Origin of the sequence: Photorhabdus bodei (assembly GCF_003287735.1) — a bacterium.
Lineage (GTDB): Bacteria > Pseudomonadota > Gammaproteobacteria > Enterobacterales > Enterobacteriaceae > Photorhabdus > Photorhabdus kayaii.
Map to the genome: position 1 here is coordinate 45960 of NZ_NSCM01000003.1, position 22015 is coordinate 67974.

The window sequence follows — 22015 nt, forward strand, 5'->3', positions numbered from 1 at the left end:
ACCCGACTCGAAACTAACGCTATAGCTTCGCATTGTTCTACGGAAAATTTCTTATATGTTTGTGCGTATAATCACTGATAGAAAGGAAAACGCTTTATAATAGTGTCGTGGTTTATGATTCTTGTCAAATATTAACCCACTTAAACTAAACTTTTAATAATATTATTAGCTGTTTCTGTAAACTAATAACATCCATAAATCCTCCCGGAAAGTTTATGTACGAATTTAATCTTGTGTTGTTATTACTACAACAGATGTGTGTTTATTTGGTTATCGCCTGGCTACTAAGTAAAACACCGCTATTTATTCCACTATTACAAGTGACTGTACGTTTACCTCATAAGTTGCTGTGTTATGTTACTTTTTCCATTTTTTGCATTATGGGGACTTATTTTGGTTTGCATATAGGTGATTCCATTGCCAATACCCGTGCTATTGGCGCTGTCCTTGGCGGACTTCTGGGTGGACCCGGTGTCGGCGCGCTGGTGGGATTAACCGGTGGACTGCACCGCTATTCTCTTGGTGGGATGACCGCTTTCAGTTGCATGATATCGACCATTATTGAAGGTTTAATCGGTGGCATTATTCACAGCTATCTGATGAAACGTGGTCAGATAAACCGACTGATTAATCCCTGGACAGCCGCTATCGTCACGTTTTGTGCTGAAATAATACAAATGGGCATTTTACTACTGCTCTCTCGTCCATACAGTGAAGCATTAGCGTTGGTCAAAAATATCGCCGCCCCCATGATCGTCACCAATAGTATCGGCTCAGCAATGTTTATACGTATCCTGCTTGACCGACGCGCGATATTTGAAAAATACACCAGTGCATTTTCTGCTCAGGCACTAAAAATCGCTGTCTATACCGAAGGTATTCTGCGAAAAGGATTTAATGAAAATAACAGTATGAAGGTAGCGAAAGTTATTTATCAACAACTGGAAATAGGCGCAGTGGCTATTACAGATAGAGAAAAACTCCTGGCGTTTATTGGTATCGGTTCAGATCATCACCTCCCTGGAACACCTATTTCTTCAGAACAATCCCGTCGAGCAATTGAAAATAATGAAGTGGTTTATGCCGATGGCAATGAAATACCTTACCGTTGTTCAATCAATCCAACCTGCAAACTCGGTTCCACCTTGGTCATTCCGCTACAGGGAGAAAATCAGCAAGTTATCGGCGCAATCAAACTTTATGAAGCCAAAAATCGTCTGTTCAGCTCAATCAACCGCCCCCTAGGAGAAGGTATTGCCAGTTTATTATCCGCCCAAATCCTCGCAGGGCAGTATGAACGTAACAAACAATCACTACTTCAATCAGAAATTAAGCTGCTTCATGCGCAAGTGAATCCTCACTTTTTATTTAATGCCTTAAATACCCTGCAAGCAGTGATCCGACGGGACAGTTATCAAGCAGGTCAATTAGTACAATATCTCTCAACCTTTTTCCGTAAAAACTTGAAACGGTCAGAAGAGATTGTCACGCTGTCTGATGAAATAGAGCATGTGAATGCTTACTTACAAATTGAGAAGGCGCGTTTCCGTGAGCATCTGCAAATAAATATTGAACTGCCGGAATCTCTGATTCACGCCAAATTACCCGCTTTTTCTCTCCAGCCAATAGTAGAAAATGCGATCAAACACGGCACATCACAGTTATTAGAAACCGGCAGAGTTACTATTCGTGCTCATCAGCAGAATCAATTGTTGATACTGGAAGTGGAAGATAATGCTGGTCTTTATAAATCGGTCTCTATGGGGGATGGACTAGGAATGAGTCTGGTAGATAAACGGCTACGACTTCGCTATGGTGAAAATTATGGCGTGCAAATAGATTGCCTGCCAGAAAAATTTACCCGCGTAATTTTACACTTGCCACTCATTAAAGAGGCTAATAAAACTGTGTGAATATGAATATATTAATTGTTGATGACGAACCGCTTGCGCGAGAAAACCTACGTTGTTTGCTAGAAGAAGAACATGATATTCAAATTATTGGCGAATGCGCCAATGCCGTTGAAGCCATTGGCGCCATACATCATCTAAAACCCGATGTTGTATTTTTGGATATCCAGATGCCACGCATCACCGGATTGGAAATGGTTGGTATGCTCGATCCAGAGCATCGTCCCTATATTGTTTTCCTGACCGCATTTGATGAATATGCAATACAAGCGTTTGAAGAGCACGCATTTGACTATTTATTAAAACCACTGGAAAAAAACCGTCTAACCAAAACCTTACAACGATTACGGCAAGGGTATCAGAAACAGGATATTTCCACCCTGAAAGCAGAAGAGCCGCTGAAATATATCCCATGCACCGGCCACAGCCGAATCTGGCTTGTGCGGCTGGATGAAATCCTTTATGTCACCTCCCGCCCAAGTGGAGTTTATGTTATGTGTACCAATGGGCAGGAAGGATTTACTGAACTAACACTTCGCACATTAGAAACCCGCACACCAATGATGAGAAATCATCGTCAATATCTGGTCAATATGACCCATCTGCGCGAAATCCTATTTGGTGATCACGGACAGGCCGAACTGATTCTACGCAATGGCAAAACTATCCCCGTCAGCCGCCGTTATTTGAAACCATTGAAAGAGGCACTAGGATTGAAGTAACCATGACACTCATCATCTTTTCAGCGGGTTAATCTGTTCTTACTCGCCGCTCACCTGCTGAATCTGACCACTTAACCCGCCATACAACCACTCACTTAGACACGCCCTTATAGCTTCCTTTACCTATGACAAGATACGAGTAAAAATTTATAACTCTCAGGAGAAGAGAAATGCAACACGCTCTCACATTTGTCATTGCCACGTTGTGTATTCTGGTTATCTGCTACCGCTTGTACGGCGTATTCTTCGTTAAAAAGGTACTGAAAGCAGATGACAGCGAGGTTACACCTTCCCATTTACTGGAAGACGGTAAGGATTATGTACCCACGAAAAAATGGGTCAATTTTGGTAGCCACTTCGCAGCAATCGCAGCAGCAGGACCGCTGGTTGGCCCTGTGTTAGCTGCTCAATACGGTTATTTGCCAAGTATGTTATGGCTATTAATCGGCTGTGTTATCGGCGGGGCCGTGCATGATACGGTTGTTTTATTCGCCTCAATGAAACATAGTGGTAAATCCCTGTCAGAAGTTGCCAAAACAGAACTTGGTCCAATTGCTGGTTGGTGCACCGGCCTTGCGATGCTGTTCATCATCACTATTACTATGGCAGGTCTCTCTATGGTGGTCGTTCACGCACTAGAACGTAACCCCTGGGGAACATTTGCAGTATTTATGACCATTCCGGTCGCGATCGGTGTCGGCTTGTGGGAACGCTTCACAGGTAATATGCGCGGAGCAACATGGGTAGGTATTATCACCATTATGGCTTGTGTGATTGTCGGCCCTTACATTCAACCATCCACTTTCGGTGAATGGTTGAGTCTGCGTACATCAACCGTTAGCTTAGCACTACCAATCTATGCGTTTTTTGCAACCGCCCTGCCAGTATGGATGCTACTGACTCCCCGTGGTTATCTTTCCAGTTTTATGAAAATCGGTGTATTCGGCGCACTAGTTGTGGGAGTCATCTTTATTAACCCGGAGATCCAATTCCCGGCAGTCACTGAATTTATTCATGGCAATGGCCCTGTACTGGCTGGTCCGGTGTGGCCGTTTATCTCCATCACCATTGCGTGTGGTGCTATTTCTGGTTTTCATGCATTTATCGGCTCTGGCACAACACCAAAACAAATCGATAAGTGGAGTGATATTCTGCCCGTGGGTTTCGGTGCAATGCTGGCAGAATGTGTCGTTGGTGTCATGGCGTTGATCGCTGCCACTTCCCTATATCCTGCTGACTATTTCGCTATTAACTCCTCCCCAGAGGTCTTTGCTACATTGGGTATGGATGTTATCCATCTACCAAAACTGAGTCAGGAAATTGGTCTGGATCTGTATGGCCGTACCGGTGGTGCAGTCACATTGGCGGTTGGTATGGCAGATATCTTCACCCGCATTCCTTGGTTCAGCCAGCTAGCATCCTACTTTTTCCAGTTCGTCGTCATGTTTGAAGCCGTATTTATCCTGACAGCGGTTGATTCCGGTACGCGTGTTGCCCGCTACCTGCTGCAAGATTTCCTGGGCGATATATGGGCACCTCTGAAACGTATCGACTGGTTACCGGGTTCCATTGGTTGCAGTATCGTTGCCTGTTTACTGTGGGGCTACTTACTAAATTCCGGCGATATCAATTCAGTCTGGGCACTATTCGGGGTATCCAATCAACTGATGGCCTCCATCGGCCTGATGATTGGTGCAACAATTATCCTACGTCTGTCTGAAAAACGCTGGTATACGCTGACCTGCCTGATACCACTCGCTTACCTGTACGTTACTGTGAACTATGCTGCTTACTGGATGGTGAAGAATGTTTACTTCAACTCCGCAACAAAAGGTTTCAACATCTTCAACGGAACAATCTCCATTGTGATGGTTATCCTCGGCATTGTGATTATGATCTCTTCCATTATGCAATGGCTGAAACTATGGCGCACCCGCAGTGCAGGTAATCCCGTTGAAGCATTAAGTAACTAGTCTCTTTCTGCATATTAAAAGCTGCCTTTTGTATAAAAAGCAGCTTTTTTTATTATAAAAATATTGAAGCAATTAACTGGCAACAAAAACGGCTCCTGTAAAAAAAGCCGCTTTACTATTTAAATATCAGTCCAGATGATTACTGTGCGTTACTATTGTTATAACGACGGCGTGGAGCAGATGAACCATGATCATCACCACGACCACGGAAACTGCTACGGCTTTGGCTTTCACCACGACCTTCACCACTGCGGCGTTCACCATTGAAGCGACGGCCACCACCATTGAAACTCTCACGATCACGACGGGGGCCATTACCGTTACCGTTGCCGTTACGCCCACCACCACGACGTTCGCGGCGTTCAAATGGCTGTGCATCACCCATTAACTGCATATTCATTGGCTTATTCAGAATGCGGGTACGGGTAAAGTGGGATAACAAATCACCTGGCATGCCTTTTGGCAATTCAATCGTGGAATGCGTTGCAAACAATTTGATGTTGCCAATATAACGGCTGCTGATATCACCTTCGTTAGCAATCGCACCAACGATATGACGAACTTCAACACCATCATCGCGACCCACTTCAATACGGTATAACTCCATTTCACCGACATCACGGCGTTCACGACGAGGACGATCACTACGTTCGCCACGATCATCAAAGCCACTACGACGACGATCATCACGTTCGTTGAATTCGCGGCGAGGACGACGAACCGGATCCGGAGGCAGAATCAACGGGCGCTCACCCTGTGCCATTTTCAATAATGCGGCTGCCAGCGTTTCTATATCCAAATCTTCCGCAGGTTGCAGTTTAGACAACAGAGTACGGTACTGATCCAGATCGCTACTTTCCAATTGCTGCTGTACATTAGTAGCAAATTTTTCCAGACGACGCTGACTCAGCAATTCAGCATTTGGCAGTTCAACTTCCGGGATAGTCAGCTTCATTGTACGTTCAACGTTACGTAACAAGCGACGTTCACGGTTTTCTACAAACAACAGCGCACGACCTGCACGACCTGCACGGCCAGTACGGCCAATACGGTGAACATAAGATTCCGCATCCATTGGAATGTCATAGTTAACAACCAGACTGATGCGCTCAACATCCAAGCCACGTGCTGCAACATCAGTTGCAATCAAAATATCCAAACGGCCATCTTTCAGACGTTCCAATGTCTGCTCACGCAGTGCCTGGTTCATATCACCGTTTAGCGCCGCACTGTTGTAGCCATTACGCTCCAGTGCTTCTGCTACTTCCAACGTTGCATTTTTGGTACGCACAAAAATAATCGCGGCATCAAAATCCTCAGCTTCAAGGAAACGCACCAAAGCTTCATTTTTACGCATACCGTAAACAGACCAATAGCTCTGACTGATGTCAGGACGAGTCGTTACACTCGCTTGGATACGCACTTCTTGCGGATCGTTCATAAAACGACGAGTAATGCGACGAATAGCTTCTGGCATAGTTGCAGAAAACAGCGCAGTCTGATGTTCAGCAGGGATCTGGCTCATGATGTTTTCAACATCTTCGATAAAGCCCATACGCAGCATTTCGTCTGCTTCATCCAAAACTAAACCGCTCAGGTTAGACAGATCCAACGTACCACGCTTCAGATGGTCCAGAAGACGTCCTGGTGTACCCACAACAATTTGTGGCCCTTGACGTAAAGCACGTAACTGAACGTCATAACGTTGCCCACCATACAGTGCAACAACATTCACGTTACGCATATGTTTAGAAAAATCTGCGCACGCTTCGGCTACCTGTACCGCCAGTTCACGGGTCGGTGCCAACACAAGGATCTGCGGAGCTTTCAACTCAGCATTGATGTTATGCAGTAAAGGCAAACTGAATGCCGCTGTTTTACCACTCCCCGTCTGCGCCATACCTAGTACGTCACGGCCATTTAATAAATGGGGAATACATTGTTGCTGAATTGGAGATGGCTTTTCATAGCCAAGATCTTCCAGTGCAGAAAGGATAGGTGCTGATAAACCCAGATCAGCAAAAGAGATTTCAGTCTCAGTGGTCATGTAATGGTGCCTCATTAGTTATGGCGGCCAGTCTACATAACGCATCGAAAAAAATTTCGGTCATTTTCATTTAAAATGTGAACTGGCTCAAAGTATTTAATTAAACGAACAAATAAGCCCTCATCGGTCAAGATGATGGACTTTGCAAATCAATCTCGAAATGTTCGTCAGCTATTGCTGGTCCGATTCTGATAGGTCATCTTGTTCCTGGCCTAACAGCGCCAATTCCAACAATGCATAGCGGTGCTCAACAAAGTTATGTGCATTGTTAGCTACCGTCAGCTTGAATAACGCAGATGCGCTATCCTTGTCCCCCAGACTTAGGTAATGTTTACCTAAATAGAAGTCAGTTTCACTGAGATGCTCAGCGAGCGAAGTGTTATCCGTTGCATTCTCTTTCAAGCGGTTCATCAATGTATATTCACTAATTTTGCCTAAATAGAATTCAACTATATTCCAGCCCCATTGCCCCCGGTTCGCTTTTTCGTAGTGTTGCGACAAGTTCACCATCGCCCCTTTAGGATAAAATTCCTTTTCCACCAGGTACAACCACAACGAACGGAAAGGATCATTTGGATCGTCTTGATAAAACGCCTGCAGATCATCCTGCGCTAACTTATACCGACCACCGTAATACAACGCGATGCCACGGTTAAGACGCGCGTAATTGTAAGTTGGATCAAGCTCTAATACAGAATCAAACGCTTCATAGGCGGCATCAAAATTGCCAGCCTGTGTGAAGTAAATTCCCAGATAATTAAAAATCTCTGGAATATTAGGCCGAATAGATAAGGCAACAGAAAAATCATTCCGTGCCAAAGCCCTTAGCCCGAGACTATCATACAGCACACCTCTCTCATATAAAAGCTGTGCGTACTCATCTTCTGTCAATGACCGACTCGCAAGAATCTGTTCCATACGAGCCAGAATGACTTCTTGTTGCAATGAAGGTTGTAACGGAATAGCAAAAACTTCGTTTTTACGCCAATCCTTGCTGCTGCATCCTGCCAAAAGAAGTATTGCTACAGCATAACACCAGCGCAGAAAAAGATTCATTTCCTACTCCCGAAAGTCAGACATTGATTAAGAATGCCCTATCACCCATATTGCATTTATTGGGCCTCCTGCCCTGAGTCTATAAACGGCGCTTTTTTACAAGACGCCGTTTATAACATCAAATTTATTCTGCTGATTGTGGAGCCAGTGGTGTATCCTCAGCAATTACGCCGACTGTCGCTTCTTTAATACTCAGGCGAACACGACCCTGGCGATCAATTTCCAGAACTTTAACTGAGACTTCCTGACCAACCTGCAAATAGTCAGCCACTTTCTCAACACGCTTATCAGCAATCTGAGAAATATGTACCAGACCTTCTTTACCACCACCGATAGCAACAAACGCGCCAAAATCAACGATGCGGGTTACTTTACCAATGTAAACACGAGCAACTTCGATTTCAGCAGTGATTTCTTCAATGCGACTGATGGCATGTTTTGCTTTTTCACCATCAGTTGCAGCAATTTTCACTGTGCCATCATCTTCAATCTCAATGGTAGTGCCAGTTTCTTCTGTCAGTGCACGGATAACTGAACCACCTTTACCGATAACATCTTTGATCTTATCAGGATTGATCTTAATAGTATGAATACGTGGTGCAAATTCAGAAATATCATTACGTGGGCTGTTAATTGCCTGTTCCATTACACTCAGGATATGCAAACGCGCACCTTTTGCCTGATTCAGAGCAATTTGCATAATTTCACGGGTAATGCCTTCAATTTTGATGTCCATTTGCAGCGCACTGATACCTTCACTGCTACCCGCTACTTTAAAGTCCATGTCTCCCAAATGATCTTCATCACCCAAGATGTCAGACAGAACAACAAAATTATCGCCTTCTTTCACTAGCCCCATTGCAATACCAGCAACAGCAGCTTTAATCGGCACACCCGCGTCCATTAACGCAAGAGATGCCCCACAAACAGATGCCATTGAAGACGAGCCGTTTGATTCCGTGATTTCAGAAACAACCCGAACGGTATATGGGAATTCATTAGCTTTTGGCATAACTGCCGCCACACCACGTTTGGCCAGACGACCATGACCAATTTCACGACGTTTTGGTGAACCCATCATACCTGTTTCACCAACAGAATATGGCGGGAAGTTGTAGTGCAATAGGAAACGATCTGTGCGCTCTCCCATCAACTCGTCAATGATCTGTGCATCACGTTCTGTACCCAAAGTCGCAGTAACCAAAGCCTGAGTTTCACCACGGGTAAACAGCGCAGAGCCATGAGTTCGGGGCAGAACACCAGTACGTACATCCAATGCACGCACCATATCTTTTTCACGACCATCAATACGTGGTTCACCACACAAGACACGGCTACGAACAACTTTTTTCTCTAAGCTACCCAAAACTTCATGGATTTCAGCTTCCTCTAAAGCCTCATCCTGTTCCAACAGCGCTGCCGTAACTTCCTCTTTGATAGCATCAACCTGAGCATAACGCTCCTGTTTTTCAGTGATACGATAAGCATCACCCAGACGGCCTTCTGCCAATTCAGCTACACGGTCATGCAACGCTTGATTAACAGGTTCTGGCACCCAATTCCATTTTTCTTTGCCTGCTTCCGCAGCCAACGCATTAATGTTATCAATAACCACCTGTTGTTGATCATGGCCGAATACTACCGCACCTAACATTTGCTCTTCAGTTAGAATGTCTGCTTCAGACTCAACCATCAGAACAGCACCAGCAGTACCTGAAACCACCAGATCCAAACGGCTATTTTTCAGCTCATCACTGGTTGGGTTCAACACATACTGATCATTAATATAACCAACACGAGCAGCGCCAATTGGGCCATTGAACGGGATACCAGATAGTGCCAACGCAGCAGAAGCACCGATCATTGCAACAATATCTGGGTTAACTTGCGGATTAACAGAAACAACTGTTGCTACAATCTGCACCTCGTTCAGGAAACCTTCCGGGAACAGAGGACGCAGAGGACGATCAATCAAACGAGCGACTAACGTTTCTCCTTCACCAGGACGACCTTCACGACGAAAGAAGCTGCCTGGAACACGACCAGCAGCATAAGTACGCTCCTGATAGTTAACAGTCAGTGGAAAGAAATCCTGACCTTCTTTTACTTTCTTTTGACCAACAACAGTGACAAATACAGCCGTGTCATCCATATTGACCATGACAGCAGCTGTGGCCTGGCGGGCCATCATACCTGTTTCGATAGCAACGGTATGTTGACCATATTGAAATTTACGAACAATCGGATTCAGCAAAATAATATCCTTTCGTTAATATTGCCTTTTATATTCAGCAGACAACAATGAATGATCTCTCCATGCCACATCCTCGCGACTAACGACAGGTCTTACTCCCTTAAGCACTCTCATTAGCCGCGCGAACCTCTGTAACTGAAGAGCCTTAACAAAAACCACCACCAGCATTTTTGTGCTGTTATCTATGATGGCTTCTCAGAAGAAAAGGGGCCATATATGGCCCCTTTCCACTGAAACTTGCTTGATTAGCGACGCAGGCCAAGACGCCCAATCAGCGCAGTGTAACTTGTTACATTTTTACGCTTCAGATAGTCCAAAAGTTTACGACGCTGAGAAACCATGCGCAGCAGACCACGACGGCTGTGGTGATCCTTTTTGTGCTCTGAAAAATGGCCTTGCAAGTGGTTAATTTGTGCAGTTAACAAAGCAATCTGTACTTCACTAGAGCCACTGTCATTCGCATCACGACCAAATTCAGCAATAATTTGCGCTTTTGCTTCAGTACTTAGAGACATATTACAACTCCAAAAATATATAAACTAAAATTACAGGTGCCGATCTCTAATTCAGCCACCCAACATATAACTGCGCCATTCTACGCTGCAAATAAGTTAAGCGCAAGATAACCCAAAATACCCTAATCCCGGCTTTCAACAACTAAACGGCGGGGAGCAACAAGCCCATCATCATTGATAACAGCAATGCCAATGAATTTCCGTTCATCACCTTCAGTTACACGTACCATACTTTCAACTAAAGCTGGGGATTTGGCACTGCGCACCGCCTGACCTTGTTTAAAATAAGCCGCAACTACTTGAATCAAATTAACCTCTGGGAAATGAGCAATTGCACTATCCATTGGTAATAGTAATGAATCAATTAATTCGCCCACAGGTATTTCCTGATCTTTGGCTTGCTGTTGTAATTCATATAATTGCTCAAGTGTCACCATGCGATCATTTGGATAATTCGCTACCTGTAAACGTCTTAAATAAATAACGTGAGCACCACAGCCTAATAATTCACCTAAGTCATCAATAATAGTGCGAATATAAGTGCCTTTCGAACAGTGTATTTCCAATTCCAGTTCATCATCTTCCCAACGGATAAACTGTAATTCATAGACTGTAATTGGCCGTGCTTCGCGTTCTACCTCAATACCCTGACGAGCATACTCATACAATGGTTTTCCCTGATATTTCAGTGCAGAATACATGGAAGGAATTTGCATGGTATCACCACGGAATTTATCCAAAGCTGCATCAAGTTGAACCTGACTTAGCTGGATTGCCCTTTCACTGATGATTTGCCCGTGTGAATCAGATGTGTCAGTTCGCTGACCAAGACGAGCTATCACTCGATAACGCTTGTCAGAATCAAGTAAGAACTGGGAAAACTTCGTCGCTTCACCAAGGCAAACCGGTAGCATACCGGTTGCCAATGGATCCAACGCACCAGTGTGACCAGCTTTGCTAGCGTTGAAAATACGTTTTACTTTTTGTAACGCATCATTAGAAGAAATATCCTGCGGCTTATCCAGTAACAACACACCATGTATATCACGACCGCGACGACGATGCCCCATTACTTCTCCTCTTTGTGATCCGCAGAAGCCCGGCGCTGTTCATCATTCTTTACAACATTAGTAACCAGATTGGACATCCTCATCCCCTCTACCAGGGAATTATCGTAGGAGAAAGTCAGTTCTGGTACGACACGCAAACGCATTGCTTTACCCAGCAGAGAGCGAATAAAACCAGAAGCTTCATTTAATGCCTTAATACCATTCTTTACCACATCGGAATCATGTTCTTCAGTCAACACATTCAGAAAAGTGACGAATACTTTGGCATAAGCCAAATCACGAGAAACTTCAACGCCAGAAACAGTCGCCATACCGATTCGGGGATCTTTCACTTCTCGCTGTAAAATGATGGCAATCTCTTTTTGCATTTCCTGTGCAACGCGCTGAGTACGACTGAATTCTCTTGCCATTGTTATATCTCCTGACATTTGGGGGGCAAAAGCCCCCCAATAATGAAATTAACCAGTGGTAGGAATTAAGCGATAGATCGTTTAACTTCAATAACTTCAAATACTTCGATCATGTCACCAACACGAACATCGTTGTAGTTCTTAACACCGATACCACATTCCATGCCATTACGGACTTCGTTAACGTCATCTTTAAAACGGCGAAGGGATTCCAATTCACCTTCATAAATCACTACGTTATCACGCAACACGCGAATTGGATTATTACGTTTAATAGTACCTTCGGTCACCATACAACCTGCAATCGCACCAAATTTCGGTGATTTAAACACATCACGAACTTCTGCTAGTCCCATGATCTGCTGTTTATATTCAGGTGCCAGCATACCACTCATTGCCTGTTTAACCTCATCAATCAGGCTATAGATAACAGAGTAATAACGCAGATCCAAACTTTCATTTTCAACAACTCGGCGTGCAGAAGCATCGGCGCGAACATTGAAGCCTAGAATAATTGCATTAGAAGCAGCAGCCAGTGTTGCATCAGTTTCAGTAATACCACCTACGCCAGAGCCGATGATTTTCACTTTCACTTCATCAGTAGACAATTGTTCCAATGCTTCGCGGATCGCTTCACATGATCCCTGAACGTCAGATTTCAGAACAATATTCAATTCAGAAACTTCCCCTTCTTCCATGTTAGCAAACATGTTTTCCAGTTTAGATTTCTGCTGGCGAGCCAGTTTGACCTCACGGAATTTACCCTGACGATACAGAGCAACTTCACGAGCTTTCTTCTCATCACGTACAACCGTTGCTTCATCACCAGCCGCAGGTACGTTGGATAGGCCAAGGATTTCCACTGGAATAGATGGCCCCGCGGAGAACACTTCACGACCTAGCTCGTCACGCATTGCCCGAACTCGTCCATATTCAAAGCCACAAAGTACTATATCACCTTTGTTCAAAGTACCTTCCTGAACCAGCACTGTCGCAACCGGACCACGGCCTTTATCCAAGAATGATTCGATAACAACGCCGCTTGCCATACCAGAACGGACTGCTTTTAGTTCAAGAACTTCAGCTTGAAGTAAGATTGCGTCCAGCAATTCATCAATACCAATACCCGCTTTAGCGGATACATTGATAAACTGAGTTTCACCACCCCATTCTTCAGGCTGAACACCGTGCTGAGAAAGCTCACTCTTCACGCGATCCGGATCAGCTTCTGGTTTGTCGATCTTGTTAACCGCAACAACTACAGGCACATTCGCTGCTTTTGCATGCTGAATAGCTTCGATAGTCTGAGGCATCACACCATCATCAGCAGCAACAACCAGGACCACGATGTCGGTAGCTTTTGCACCGCGTGCACGCATTGAAGTAAATGCAGCATGCCCTGGGGTATCCAGGAAAGTAATCATGCCACTTTCAGTTTCAACATGGTAAGCACCGATATGCTGAGTAATACCACCCGCCTCACCAGAAGCAACTTTCGTAGAACGAATATAATCCAGCAGAGAAGTTTTACCGTGGTCAACGTGACCCATGATGGTCACAACCGGCGCACGCGATTCAGCAACAGCTTCACCTATATCGCGGTCGCTCATCAGCGCTTCTTCCAGCTCATTCTCACGACGCAGGATAACTTTATGACCCATTTCTTCAGCGACCAGCTGTGCGGTTTCCTGATCGATCACCTGGTTGATGGTTGCCATTGCACCCATTTTCATCATGGCTTTGATGACCTGAGAACCTTTGACAGCCATTTTATTCGCCAATTCAGCAACTGTAATAGTTTCACCGATCACAACATCACGGTTAACAGCAGCTACAGGCTTATTGAAGCTTTGTTGCAATGTACTGGTTTTACGTTGCTTGCCTTTTGTACGACCAACTGCACGGGCTTCTTCACGATCTGCTTTAGATTCAGAATGTTTATTATTTTTCTTCTGGCGAGTAGCCTTACCACTACGACTGCGGGCACGACGATCACCTTCAACTTTAGCATCATTTTCGTCTTCTGCTGCACGGGCATGACGGGAGGTAGTGACATGATAATCATCGCTATCAATGGAATCTGAATCACTTGACCACTTATCCTGATTCTCTTCAGCCATACGACGAGCTTCCTCAGCAACGCGTTTAGCTTCTTCCTCTACCTTACGACGCATCTCTTCTTCTGCTTTACGCTTAAGATCGGCAGCTTCTGCTTCACGGCGTGCTTTTTCACTTTGAGTTGTTTTATCAGTCTGTGCTGGTTTTTGTTTATGTTCGGTATGTTGATTGGTCACTTTTTCATTTTCCGCTGCCGGGCGCTTAGCTTTTTCAGCTGCTTCACGTTTGGCCTTGTCTTCTGCCTCACGTTTAGCCTGCTCTTCAGCGAGTTTCTTCGCTGCTGTTTCGGCTTCGCGTTGCGCTTTTTCTTCTGCTTCGCGCCGTGCTTGCTCTTCCGCTTCACGCTTCGCCTGATCTTCCGCTTTAGCCTGTTCAACTGCATCACGGTTCACATATGTACGCTTTTTGCGGACCTCAACGGCTACCGGTTTGCTTTTACCATCGGTGCCTGAAACATTCAACGTACTACGTGTCTTACGCTGCAATGTTAATTTATCGGGTTTACCAGCTGAACCACCTTGTTCGCGGTTCAAATGTGCCAGTAAAGCTTCTTTTTCTTTCTGGGAGACAAAATCAGTTTCGGTTTTTTTAATCCCTGCATCAGCAAATTGCTGTACCAGGCGATCAACCGAAGTCTGTATCTCTTCTGCCAGTGATTTTACGGTTACATCTGTCATGCTGTTCCTTCCTGCTACGGTTTATTACGCATCATCGCCAAACCAACAGATATTTCGGGCAGCCATGATGAGCTCGCCTGTTTTCTCATCATTCAAACCTTCAATATCAGATAGGTCGTCGATACCCTGCTCGGCAAGATCTTCCAGCGTATAGATGCCACGGGCAGCCAGGTCAAATGCCAGAGTACGATTCATACCAGTCAGATTTAACAACTCTTCAGTTGGTTGTTTATCACTGAGGCTTTCTTTCTGAGCCAGTTCCAGAGTAGTTAAAGCAGCTTTCGCACGTTCACGCAGGACTTCGATAGTTTCCTCATCAAGGCCTTCAATTTCCAAAAGTTCCTTAATTGGTACATAGGCCAATTCTTCCAGAGTTGAGAACCCTTCTTCGACTAGAACGGTAGCAAATTCTTCATCAATATCGAGATGCTTAGTGAATGTATCAATAGAAGCATGAGCTTCTGCCTGATGTTTTGCTTGTAACTCTTCAGCAGTCATGACATTTAATTCCCATTTGTCATCACCACGGTGTTTTTTCAACAACTGCGCAGCCAGGCGCACATTTTGACCATTACGGCCGATAGCCTGCGCTAAATTGTTGCTTTCAACGGCAACATCCATCGTACACTTGTCTTCGTCGACAACAATAGATGCAACATCAGCCGGAGCCATAGCATTAATGACAAACTGAACAGGATTATCATCCCACAGTACGATATCGATTCGTTCGCCGCCCAGTTCACTGGAAACAGCCTGTACTCGCGCACCACGCATGCCAACGCAAGCACCTACCGGATCGATACGCTTGTCATTCGTTTTTACTGCAATCTTAGCGCGAGAGCCCGGATCTCGGGCAGCAGCTTTAATTTCAATTAGCTCCTCACCAATTTCCGGAACCTCAATACGGAACAGTTCAACCAGCATTTCCGGGCGGGAACGACTGACAAACAGTTGCGCACCTCGTGCTTCAGGACGAACATCATACAGTACACCACGCACGCGGTCACCTGGGCGGAAATTTTCCCTTGGTAACATATCTTCGCGAAGGATAACGGCTTCAGCATTATTGCCCAAATCAAGAGTGATATTCTCACGATTGACTTTCTTAACTACACTGGTGATGATCTCACCTTGCTGTTCGCGGAACTGGTCAACAACCATAGCGCGCTCAGCCTCACGTACTTTTTGTACAATAACCTGTTTAGCGGTTTGCGTTGTAATACGATCAAACGTTACTGATTCAATTTGATCTTCGGTATAGCTACCCAAATCGATTTCAGGCTCTTCAAATCTAGCCGCTTCCAGCGTAATTTCACGAGTCGGCTGAGTCACTTCTTCAACAACTAACCAACGGCGGAAAGTGTCAAAATCGCCAGATTTACGGTCAATGCTGACACGAACATCAATATCTTGTTCATATTTTTTCTTGGTGGCTGTGGCCAATGCTGTTTCCAGCGCCTCGAAGATCTTTTCGCGTGGAAGGGATTTTTCGTTGGAAACCGCTTCCACAACAGCCAGAATTTCTTTATTCATCCTAGTTGCCTCATCCGAACTTTAAAAGTGGGGTACCAGGTTCGCTTTCTGGATGTTGCTCAGTGCGAACACTTCATCTTTTCCATCCACCGTAACCGTGATAATTTCGCCGTCGACAGTTTTGATAATGCCCAGCCATTTCCGACGGTTTTGCATTGCTATACGTAAAACCAGACTGACTTCCTCACCAATAAAACGCTGGTAATGTTCAACCGTGAACAATGGACGCTCTAAGCCAGGTGAAGAAATTTCCAGGTTATAAAGCACTGAGATAGGATCTTCGACATCCAATACCGCACTGACCTGGTGGCTAACATCAGCACAATCATCAACAGTGATACCATTCTCACTATCAATATAAATCCGCAATGTAGAAACACGTGCACGAATAAACTCCAAGCCGACTAACTCAAAGCCTAAAGCTTCAACTGGTGCTGAAATCATCGCTGTTAATTTTTGCTCTAATGTGGACAAGCCCACCCCCAAGACATAAAAAAAGGGCTAATTAGCCCAGTAGTTCTGTTGTCAAATAACAAAAAACCCCGAAATTCGGGGCTTTATGCAACTGGACCCTATTTGCTGCCAGTGGCTTCAACCACTCACTTCATGCCCCTTTAAATCAGAACCAATATTTCAAATATTGCTGAATTATTTCGTTCAAAAAGGTGCATCTTAATTCAAGAAGTGGTTGCGGGAGCCGGATTTGAACCGACGACCTTCGGGTTATGAGCCCGACGAGCTACCATGCTGCTCCATCCCGCGTTCGAAAACGTGGCAAATATTACGCCGATAGCTGCAAAAACGCAAGCTATCCGAATAATGGTACCGAGGACGGGACTTGAACCCGTAAGCCCTAGTGTGGGCACTACCACCTCAAGGTAGCGTGTCTACCAATTTCACCACCTCGGCACTACTATGAGGCTATCGCTGATTAAACAACCCCATTTCAATTCTTTCTTGTGACGATTACTGCGGAATATCACTATTTGGTGCTGCCGGGGCCGTCGGAGTCTCCATCGGTTTCTCAGCTTTAGCAGGCTCGCCAATGTTCTCCCATTTACTGCTTACACCCGTTTGGTTACTGGTCATATTTCCAAGCACCAAACTAATAATAAAAAACAGAGTGGCGAAAAGCGCAGTCATACGAGTCATAAAGTTACCAGAGCCCGATGAACCAAACAGCGTTGCAGAGGCACCCGCACCAAAGGAAGCACCCATATCAGCACCTTTACCCTGCTGTAGCATAACCAAGGCAATTAGCCCTATAGCAACTAGCAAGAAAACAACTAAAAGAGCTTCATACATATGTCGTACCTATGTCCTCGTGGGGTTTACCACGGTTTACGTGGCTACCTTATACTGCATCACCCACTCAAACAGGCTAATCACCTGACCGAGTGGGTCTGAATACTAACCAAACCACATCTGATACGCAAGGTTAATTTCAATAATCAGAATTACTTGAAGAAAAAAACAACAAATTAACCAGCGTGTTTCACTGCATCAGCAATACGATGGGCCAAAGCAGTGACTTGTACATCATCTTCACCCTCTACCATGACACGAATCAATGGCTCAGTACCAGATTTACGTAACAATACCCGTCCACGGCCATTTAATTCAGCTTCAACAGATTTAGTCGTATTCATTACGCTTTCCGATTTAAGTGGATCGTGTGAACTGGAGAAACGAACATTTACCAGCACCTGCGGCAAAAGTTTCATACCACTACACAGATCGTGCAAACTCATATGGTTACGTACCATAGCACTCAGAATCTGAAGGCCAGCAACAATGCCGTCACCCGTAGTTGTTTTATCCAGTAAGATAACATGACCAGAGTTTTCGGCCCCTAAACGCCAGCCTTCTTCCTGCAATTTTTCCAGCACATAACGGTCACCCACTTTAGCACGCAAAAATGGGATACCAAGCTGCTTCAATGCTAACTCCAATCCCATATTACTCATCAGCGTACCAACAACGCCACCACGCAGTTGTCCTTGTCTCAATGCTTCACGGGCAATAATATAAAGGATCTGGTCGCCATCAACTTTCTGTCCCAAATGGTCAACCATAATAACGCGATCACCATCACCATCAAATGCCAAACCAACATCTGCTTTCTCTTCTACAACACGTTGTTGCAACAAACGAACATCGGTAGCACCGCACTTTTCATTAATATTGATACCGTTTGGTTCACAGCCAATCGTCACAACATCAGCCCCTAGTTCTCTGAGTACATTTGGAGCAATGTGGTAAGTCGCACCGTTAGCGCAATCAAGTACAATTTTCAATCCATTAAGACTTTGCTCACTTGGAAATGTACCTTTACAGAATTCGATATAACGACCAGCAGCATCAACAATACGATTTGCGCGCCCTAACTCTGCGGATTCCACACAAGTCAGTGGCTTTTCCATTTCAGCCTCAATCGCTTCTTCCACATCATCCGGCAGTTTCGTACCATCAATAGAGAAGAATTTAATACCGTTATCATAATAAGGATTATGAGAAGCAGAGATAACAATTCCAGCTTCAGCACGGAAAGTTCGGGTCAGATAAGCAACAGCAGGTGTTGGCATAGGACCAGTGAACGAAGCAGATAAACCAGCCGCAGCTAAACCTGCTTCTAAAGAAGATTCCAGCATATAGCCAGAAATACGGGTATCTTTACCGATAATGATCTTACGAGAACCATGACGAGCCAGTACCTTACCCGCAGCCCAACCAAGCTTTAACACAAAATCTGGCGTAATTGGGCTATCGCCCACTTTGCCACGGATACCATCAGTACCAAAATATTTTCGGTTACTCATAATTTCTTTTCTTCCTTTGCTGAAAGTGTTGCTCCGACAATGTGCATTGCCTGCACGGTTTCTTTGACATCATGTACCCGGATAATTTGCACTCCTTGCATAGCAGCGATAACTGCGCAAGCTACACTACCGATAACCCTTTCTTGTGGTGGCACATGAAGCAACTGACCTATCATAGATTTACGTGACATTCCTGCTAGCACAGGTAAACCAAATTGATGAAATTGGTTTAAATGTGCCAGTAACTGATAATTATGCGTCAAGTTCTTGCCAAAACCGAAGCCAGGATCAAGAACAAGTTTATCTTTTGTTATCCCTGCCATCACACAACGTTTAATTTGCTCAGTAAAAAATTGGTTCACTTCTATTAACAAATTTTCATAATGTGGAGCATCCTGCATAGTACGTGGTTGGCCTTTCATATGCATCAAGCAAACGGGTAAGCCAGATTTAGCTACGCTTTCCAAAGCACCAGGCTCTTGTAATGCACGAATATCGTTAATCAAATGGGCACCAGCTTTTGCTGACTCACTCATCACCAATGCTTTCGAGGTATCAACAGAAATCCAGATATTAAATCGTTGAGCTAAAGCCTCAACAACCGGAACAACACGATCCACTTCTTCTTGTTCACTAACTTCATCAGCTCCCGGACGGGTAGATTCCCCACCGATATCAATGATCGCAGCGCCTTCATTAATCATCTTCTCAGCATGTTGTAAGGCCATATCCAGAGTATTATGAGCCCCACCATCAGAAAATGAATCTGGAGTCACATTCAAAATACCCATTACTTGTGGGCGGGAAAGATCGAGAACATTGTCTCTGGCTCTGAGTTTCATGTTCGGTTACCTTCAATGTCAAAACCCCAGGACTTACCTGGGGTTTCATGAATATCAAATCAGACTACGAAACAATGGAACAATTACTGATCTTTATTTCCTGACTGCCCTACTTGCTCACCACCTTGCGCCAACGTATTGATATCATCAGTTGGTTTTGCAGCCTGTGGAGGAGGTGTATTACCTGTTGAGCGACTGTTATTACTGCTGCCGCTATCACTTTCCCATCCTGCTGGTGGACGAATATTTGTACGATTCATTAAGTCATCAATCTGGGGAGCATCAATAGTCTCGTACTTCATCAATGCATCTTTCATCGAATGCAGAATATCAAGGTTGTCCATCAGAATCTGACGAGCACGTTGATAGTTATGATCGATAATTGCCTTAACTTCCTGATCAATAAGACGAGCAGTTTCATCAGACATATGTTTAGCTTTAGCAACTGAACGGCCAAGGAACACTTCCCCTTCTTCCTCTGCATAGAGTAATGGGCCAAGTTTTTCCGAGAACCCCCACTGAGTTACCATGTTACGGGCAATTGATGTCGCCACTTTGATATCGTTAGATGCACCAGTAGAAACGCTGTCTGGGCCATAAATAATCTCTTCCGCCAGACGACCTCCATATAAGGTTGAAATCTGGCTTTCCAACTTCTGGCGACTAGCGCTGATCTGATCGCCTTCCGGTAGGAAAAAAGTCACACCCAAAGCGCGACCACGCGGAATAATGGTAACTTTATGAACAGGATCATGCTCAGGAACCAGACGGCCAATAATGGCATGGCCTGCTTCATGATAAGCAGTTGATTCTTTTTGCTCTTCCGTCATCACCATAGAGCGGCGTTCTGCGCCCATCATGATTTTGTCTTTCGCTTTTTCGAATTCAACCATGGAAACTACGCGTCTGTTACCACGGGCAGCAAACAAAGCAGCTTCGTTCACTAGGTTAGCCAAATCAGCACCAGAGAATCCCGGAGTACCGCGAGCAATGACAGAAGCATCAACATCAGTATCCAGAGGAACCCGGCGCATATGAACCTTCAGAATCTGCTCGCGACCACGTACGTCTGGCAAACCAACAACAACCTGACGGTCAAAACGACCAGGACGCAACAACGCAGGATCAAGTACGTCGGGACGGTTAGTCGCGGCAATAACGATAATACCCTCATTGCCTTCAAAACCATCCATCTCAACTAGCATCTGGTTCAGAGTCTGCTCACGTTCATCATGACCCCCACCCAAACCAGCACCACGCTGACGGCCCACCGCATCAATCTCATCAATAAAGATGATACAAGGTGCTGCTTTCTTCGCCTGCTCGAACATATCACGAACACGGGATGCACCAACACCAACAAACATTTCAACAAAGTCAGAACCAGAGATAGTAAAGAACGGCACTTTCGCTTCACCAGCAATTGCTTTTGCCAGTAAAGTCTTACCCGTACCCGGAGGCCCAACCATCAGAATACCTTTCGGAATTTTTCCACCTAACTTCTGGAAGCGGCCTGGTTCTCGCAGATATTCCACCAGTTCACCAACTTCTTCTTTCGCTTCGTCGCAACCAGCAACATCAGCAAAAGTGGTTTTAATCTGATCTTCTGTCAGCATACGGGCCTTGCTTTTACCAAAAGACATTGCCCCTTTACCGCCACCACCCTGCATCTGACGCATAAAGAAAATCCAGACCCCAATAAGCAGTAACATCGGGAACCAGGAAATGAAAATAGAAGTTAGCAGACTTGGTTCCTCTGGGGGTTCACCAACCACTTTTACGTTTTTATTCAGTAACGTATCTAGCAGTTTTTCATCCTGTACTGGTAGGTAAGTGGTGTATCTGCTGTTATCTTTCCTACTAACGTTAATTTCACGACCTGTGATACGAACTTCGCGCACCTGATCCTGGGCTAATTCATTGATGAAGGTAGAGTAATCCACCCTACGACTATTGGAATCGCTGGGACCAAAACTCTGGAATAACGACATCAGCACAACTGCGATAACTAACCAGAGAATCAGGTTTTTCGCCATGTCACTCAAGGGATTAACCTCATATTACAACTG

General features: G+C 44.9%; 17 protein-coding genes and 2 tRNA genes. 3 read left to right on the forward strand and 16 right to left on the reverse strand.

The genetic code is table 11. From position 1 onward, the window contains the following. Positions 1 to 215: 215 nt before the first annotated feature. From CKY02_RS03600 to CKY02_RS03610, 3 genes are all read left to right on the forward strand, one after another. Positions 216 to 1913, forward strand: a complete 1698-nt coding sequence (locus tag CKY02_RS03600; protein ID WP_112894261.1) for a sensor histidine kinase — start codon at positions 216 to 218, stop codon at positions 1911 to 1913. A 2-nt stretch (positions 1914 to 1915) separates the two neighbouring features. Continuing rightward, positions 1916 to 2632 (forward strand): two-component system response regulator BtsR, encoded by a 717-nt coding sequence (gene btsR, locus CKY02_RS03605; RefSeq protein WP_112894262.1) that lies wholly within the window; start codon positions 1916 to 1918, stop codon positions 2630 to 2632. Between the two features lie 170 nt (positions 2633 to 2802). Further along, positions 2803 to 4605 (forward strand): carbon starvation CstA family protein, encoded by a 1803-nt coding sequence (locus tag CKY02_RS03610; protein ID WP_112894263.1) that lies wholly within the window; start codon positions 2803 to 2805, stop codon positions 4603 to 4605. A 139-nt stretch (positions 4606 to 4744) separates the two neighbouring features. On the opposite strand, the gene CKY02_RS03615 is transcribed toward CKY02_RS03610, so the two are convergent. From CKY02_RS03615 to ftsH, 16 genes are all read right to left on the reverse strand, one after another. Beyond that, entirely contained in the window at positions 4745 to 6652 is a 1908-nt protein-coding gene (locus CKY02_RS03615; RefSeq protein ID WP_112894264.1) for a DEAD/DEAH family ATP-dependent RNA helicase, read from the reverse strand. Continuing rightward, positions 6642 to 6722 (reverse strand): protein YrbN, encoded by an 81-nt coding sequence (yrbN, locus tag CKY02_RS26600; RefSeq protein WP_105394837.1) that lies wholly within the window; start codon positions 6720 to 6722, stop codon positions 6642 to 6644. Before yrbN ends, CKY02_RS03615 begins: the two co-directional genes overlap by 11 nt. A 101-nt stretch (positions 6723 to 6823) precedes the next feature. Then, positions 6824 to 7708 carry a lipoprotein NlpI gene (nlpI, locus tag CKY02_RS03625; RefSeq protein WP_112894265.1) on the reverse strand — a complete coding sequence of 295 codons (885 nt, stop codon included), beginning with the start codon at positions 7706 to 7708 and terminating at the stop codon, positions 6824 to 6826. 124 nt (positions 7709 to 7832) lie between these two features. After that, positions 7833 to 9962, reverse strand: coding sequence for a polyribonucleotide nucleotidyltransferase (gene pnp, locus CKY02_RS03630; RefSeq protein ID WP_112894266.1), 2130 nt, complete (start codon positions 9960 to 9962; stop codon positions 7833 to 7835). Positions 9963 to 10207: 245 nt separating this feature from the next. Beyond that, on the reverse strand, positions 10208 to 10477 hold the full coding sequence (rpsO, locus tag CKY02_RS03635; protein WP_015836102.1) for a 30S ribosomal protein S15: 270 nt from the start codon (positions 10475 to 10477) through the stop codon (positions 10208 to 10210). Positions 10478 to 10599: 122 nt separating this feature from the next. Then, a complete protein-coding gene (truB, locus tag CKY02_RS03640) occupies positions 10600 to 11547 on the reverse strand; it encodes a tRNA pseudouridine(55) synthase TruB (RefSeq protein ID WP_112894267.1) in 948 nt (315 codons plus the stop codon). Then, a complete protein-coding gene (rbfA, locus tag CKY02_RS03645) occupies positions 11547 to 11957 on the reverse strand; it encodes a 30S ribosome-binding factor RbfA (protein ID WP_049585104.1) in 411 nt (136 codons plus the stop codon). Before rbfA ends, truB begins: the two co-directional genes overlap by 1 nt. A gap of 65 nt (positions 11958 to 12022) precedes the next feature. Continuing rightward, a complete protein-coding gene (gene infB, locus CKY02_RS03650; RefSeq protein WP_112894268.1) occupies positions 12023 to 14752 on the reverse strand; it encodes a translation initiation factor IF-2 in 2730 nt (909 codons plus the stop codon). A 24-nt stretch (positions 14753 to 14776) separates the two neighbouring features. Continuing rightward, positions 14777 to 16285 carry a transcription termination factor NusA gene (gene nusA, locus CKY02_RS03655; protein ID WP_112877192.1) on the reverse strand — a complete coding sequence of 503 codons (1509 nt, stop codon included), beginning with the start codon at positions 16283 to 16285 and terminating at the stop codon, positions 14777 to 14779. A gap of 21 nt (positions 16286 to 16306) precedes the next feature. Continuing rightward, positions 16307 to 16759 (reverse strand): ribosome maturation factor RimP, encoded by a 453-nt coding sequence (gene rimP / locus CKY02_RS03660; protein WP_146747385.1) that lies wholly within the window; start codon positions 16757 to 16759, stop codon positions 16307 to 16309. Positions 16760 to 16970: 211 nt separating this feature from the next. After that, a tRNA-Met gene (locus tag CKY02_RS03665) sits at positions 16971 to 17047 on the reverse strand. Positions 17048 to 17105: 58 nt separating this feature from the next. Then, positions 17106 to 17194: transfer RNA gene (locus CKY02_RS03670), tRNA-Leu, on the reverse strand. A gap of 57 nt (positions 17195 to 17251) precedes the next feature. Beyond that, a complete protein-coding gene (secG, locus tag CKY02_RS03675) occupies positions 17252 to 17590 on the reverse strand; it encodes a preprotein translocase subunit SecG (RefSeq protein WP_112894270.1) in 339 nt (112 codons plus the stop codon). A 176-nt stretch (positions 17591 to 17766) separates the two neighbouring features. After that, entirely contained in the window at positions 17767 to 19104 is a 1338-nt protein-coding gene (gene glmM, locus CKY02_RS03680; RefSeq protein ID WP_112894271.1) for a phosphoglucosamine mutase, read from the reverse strand. Then, positions 19101 to 19946 carry a dihydropteroate synthase gene (folP, locus tag CKY02_RS03685; protein ID WP_112894272.1) on the reverse strand — a complete coding sequence of 282 codons (846 nt, stop codon included), beginning with the start codon at positions 19944 to 19946 and terminating at the stop codon, positions 19101 to 19103. Before folP ends, glmM begins: the two co-directional genes overlap by 4 nt. A gap of 83 nt (positions 19947 to 20029) precedes the next feature. Beyond that, positions 20030 to 21991 carry an ATP-dependent zinc metalloprotease FtsH gene (ftsH, locus tag CKY02_RS03690; RefSeq protein ID WP_162120054.1) on the reverse strand — a complete coding sequence of 654 codons (1962 nt, stop codon included), beginning with the start codon at positions 21989 to 21991 and terminating at the stop codon, positions 20030 to 20032. Between the last annotated feature and the right edge of the window lie 24 nt (positions 21992 to 22015).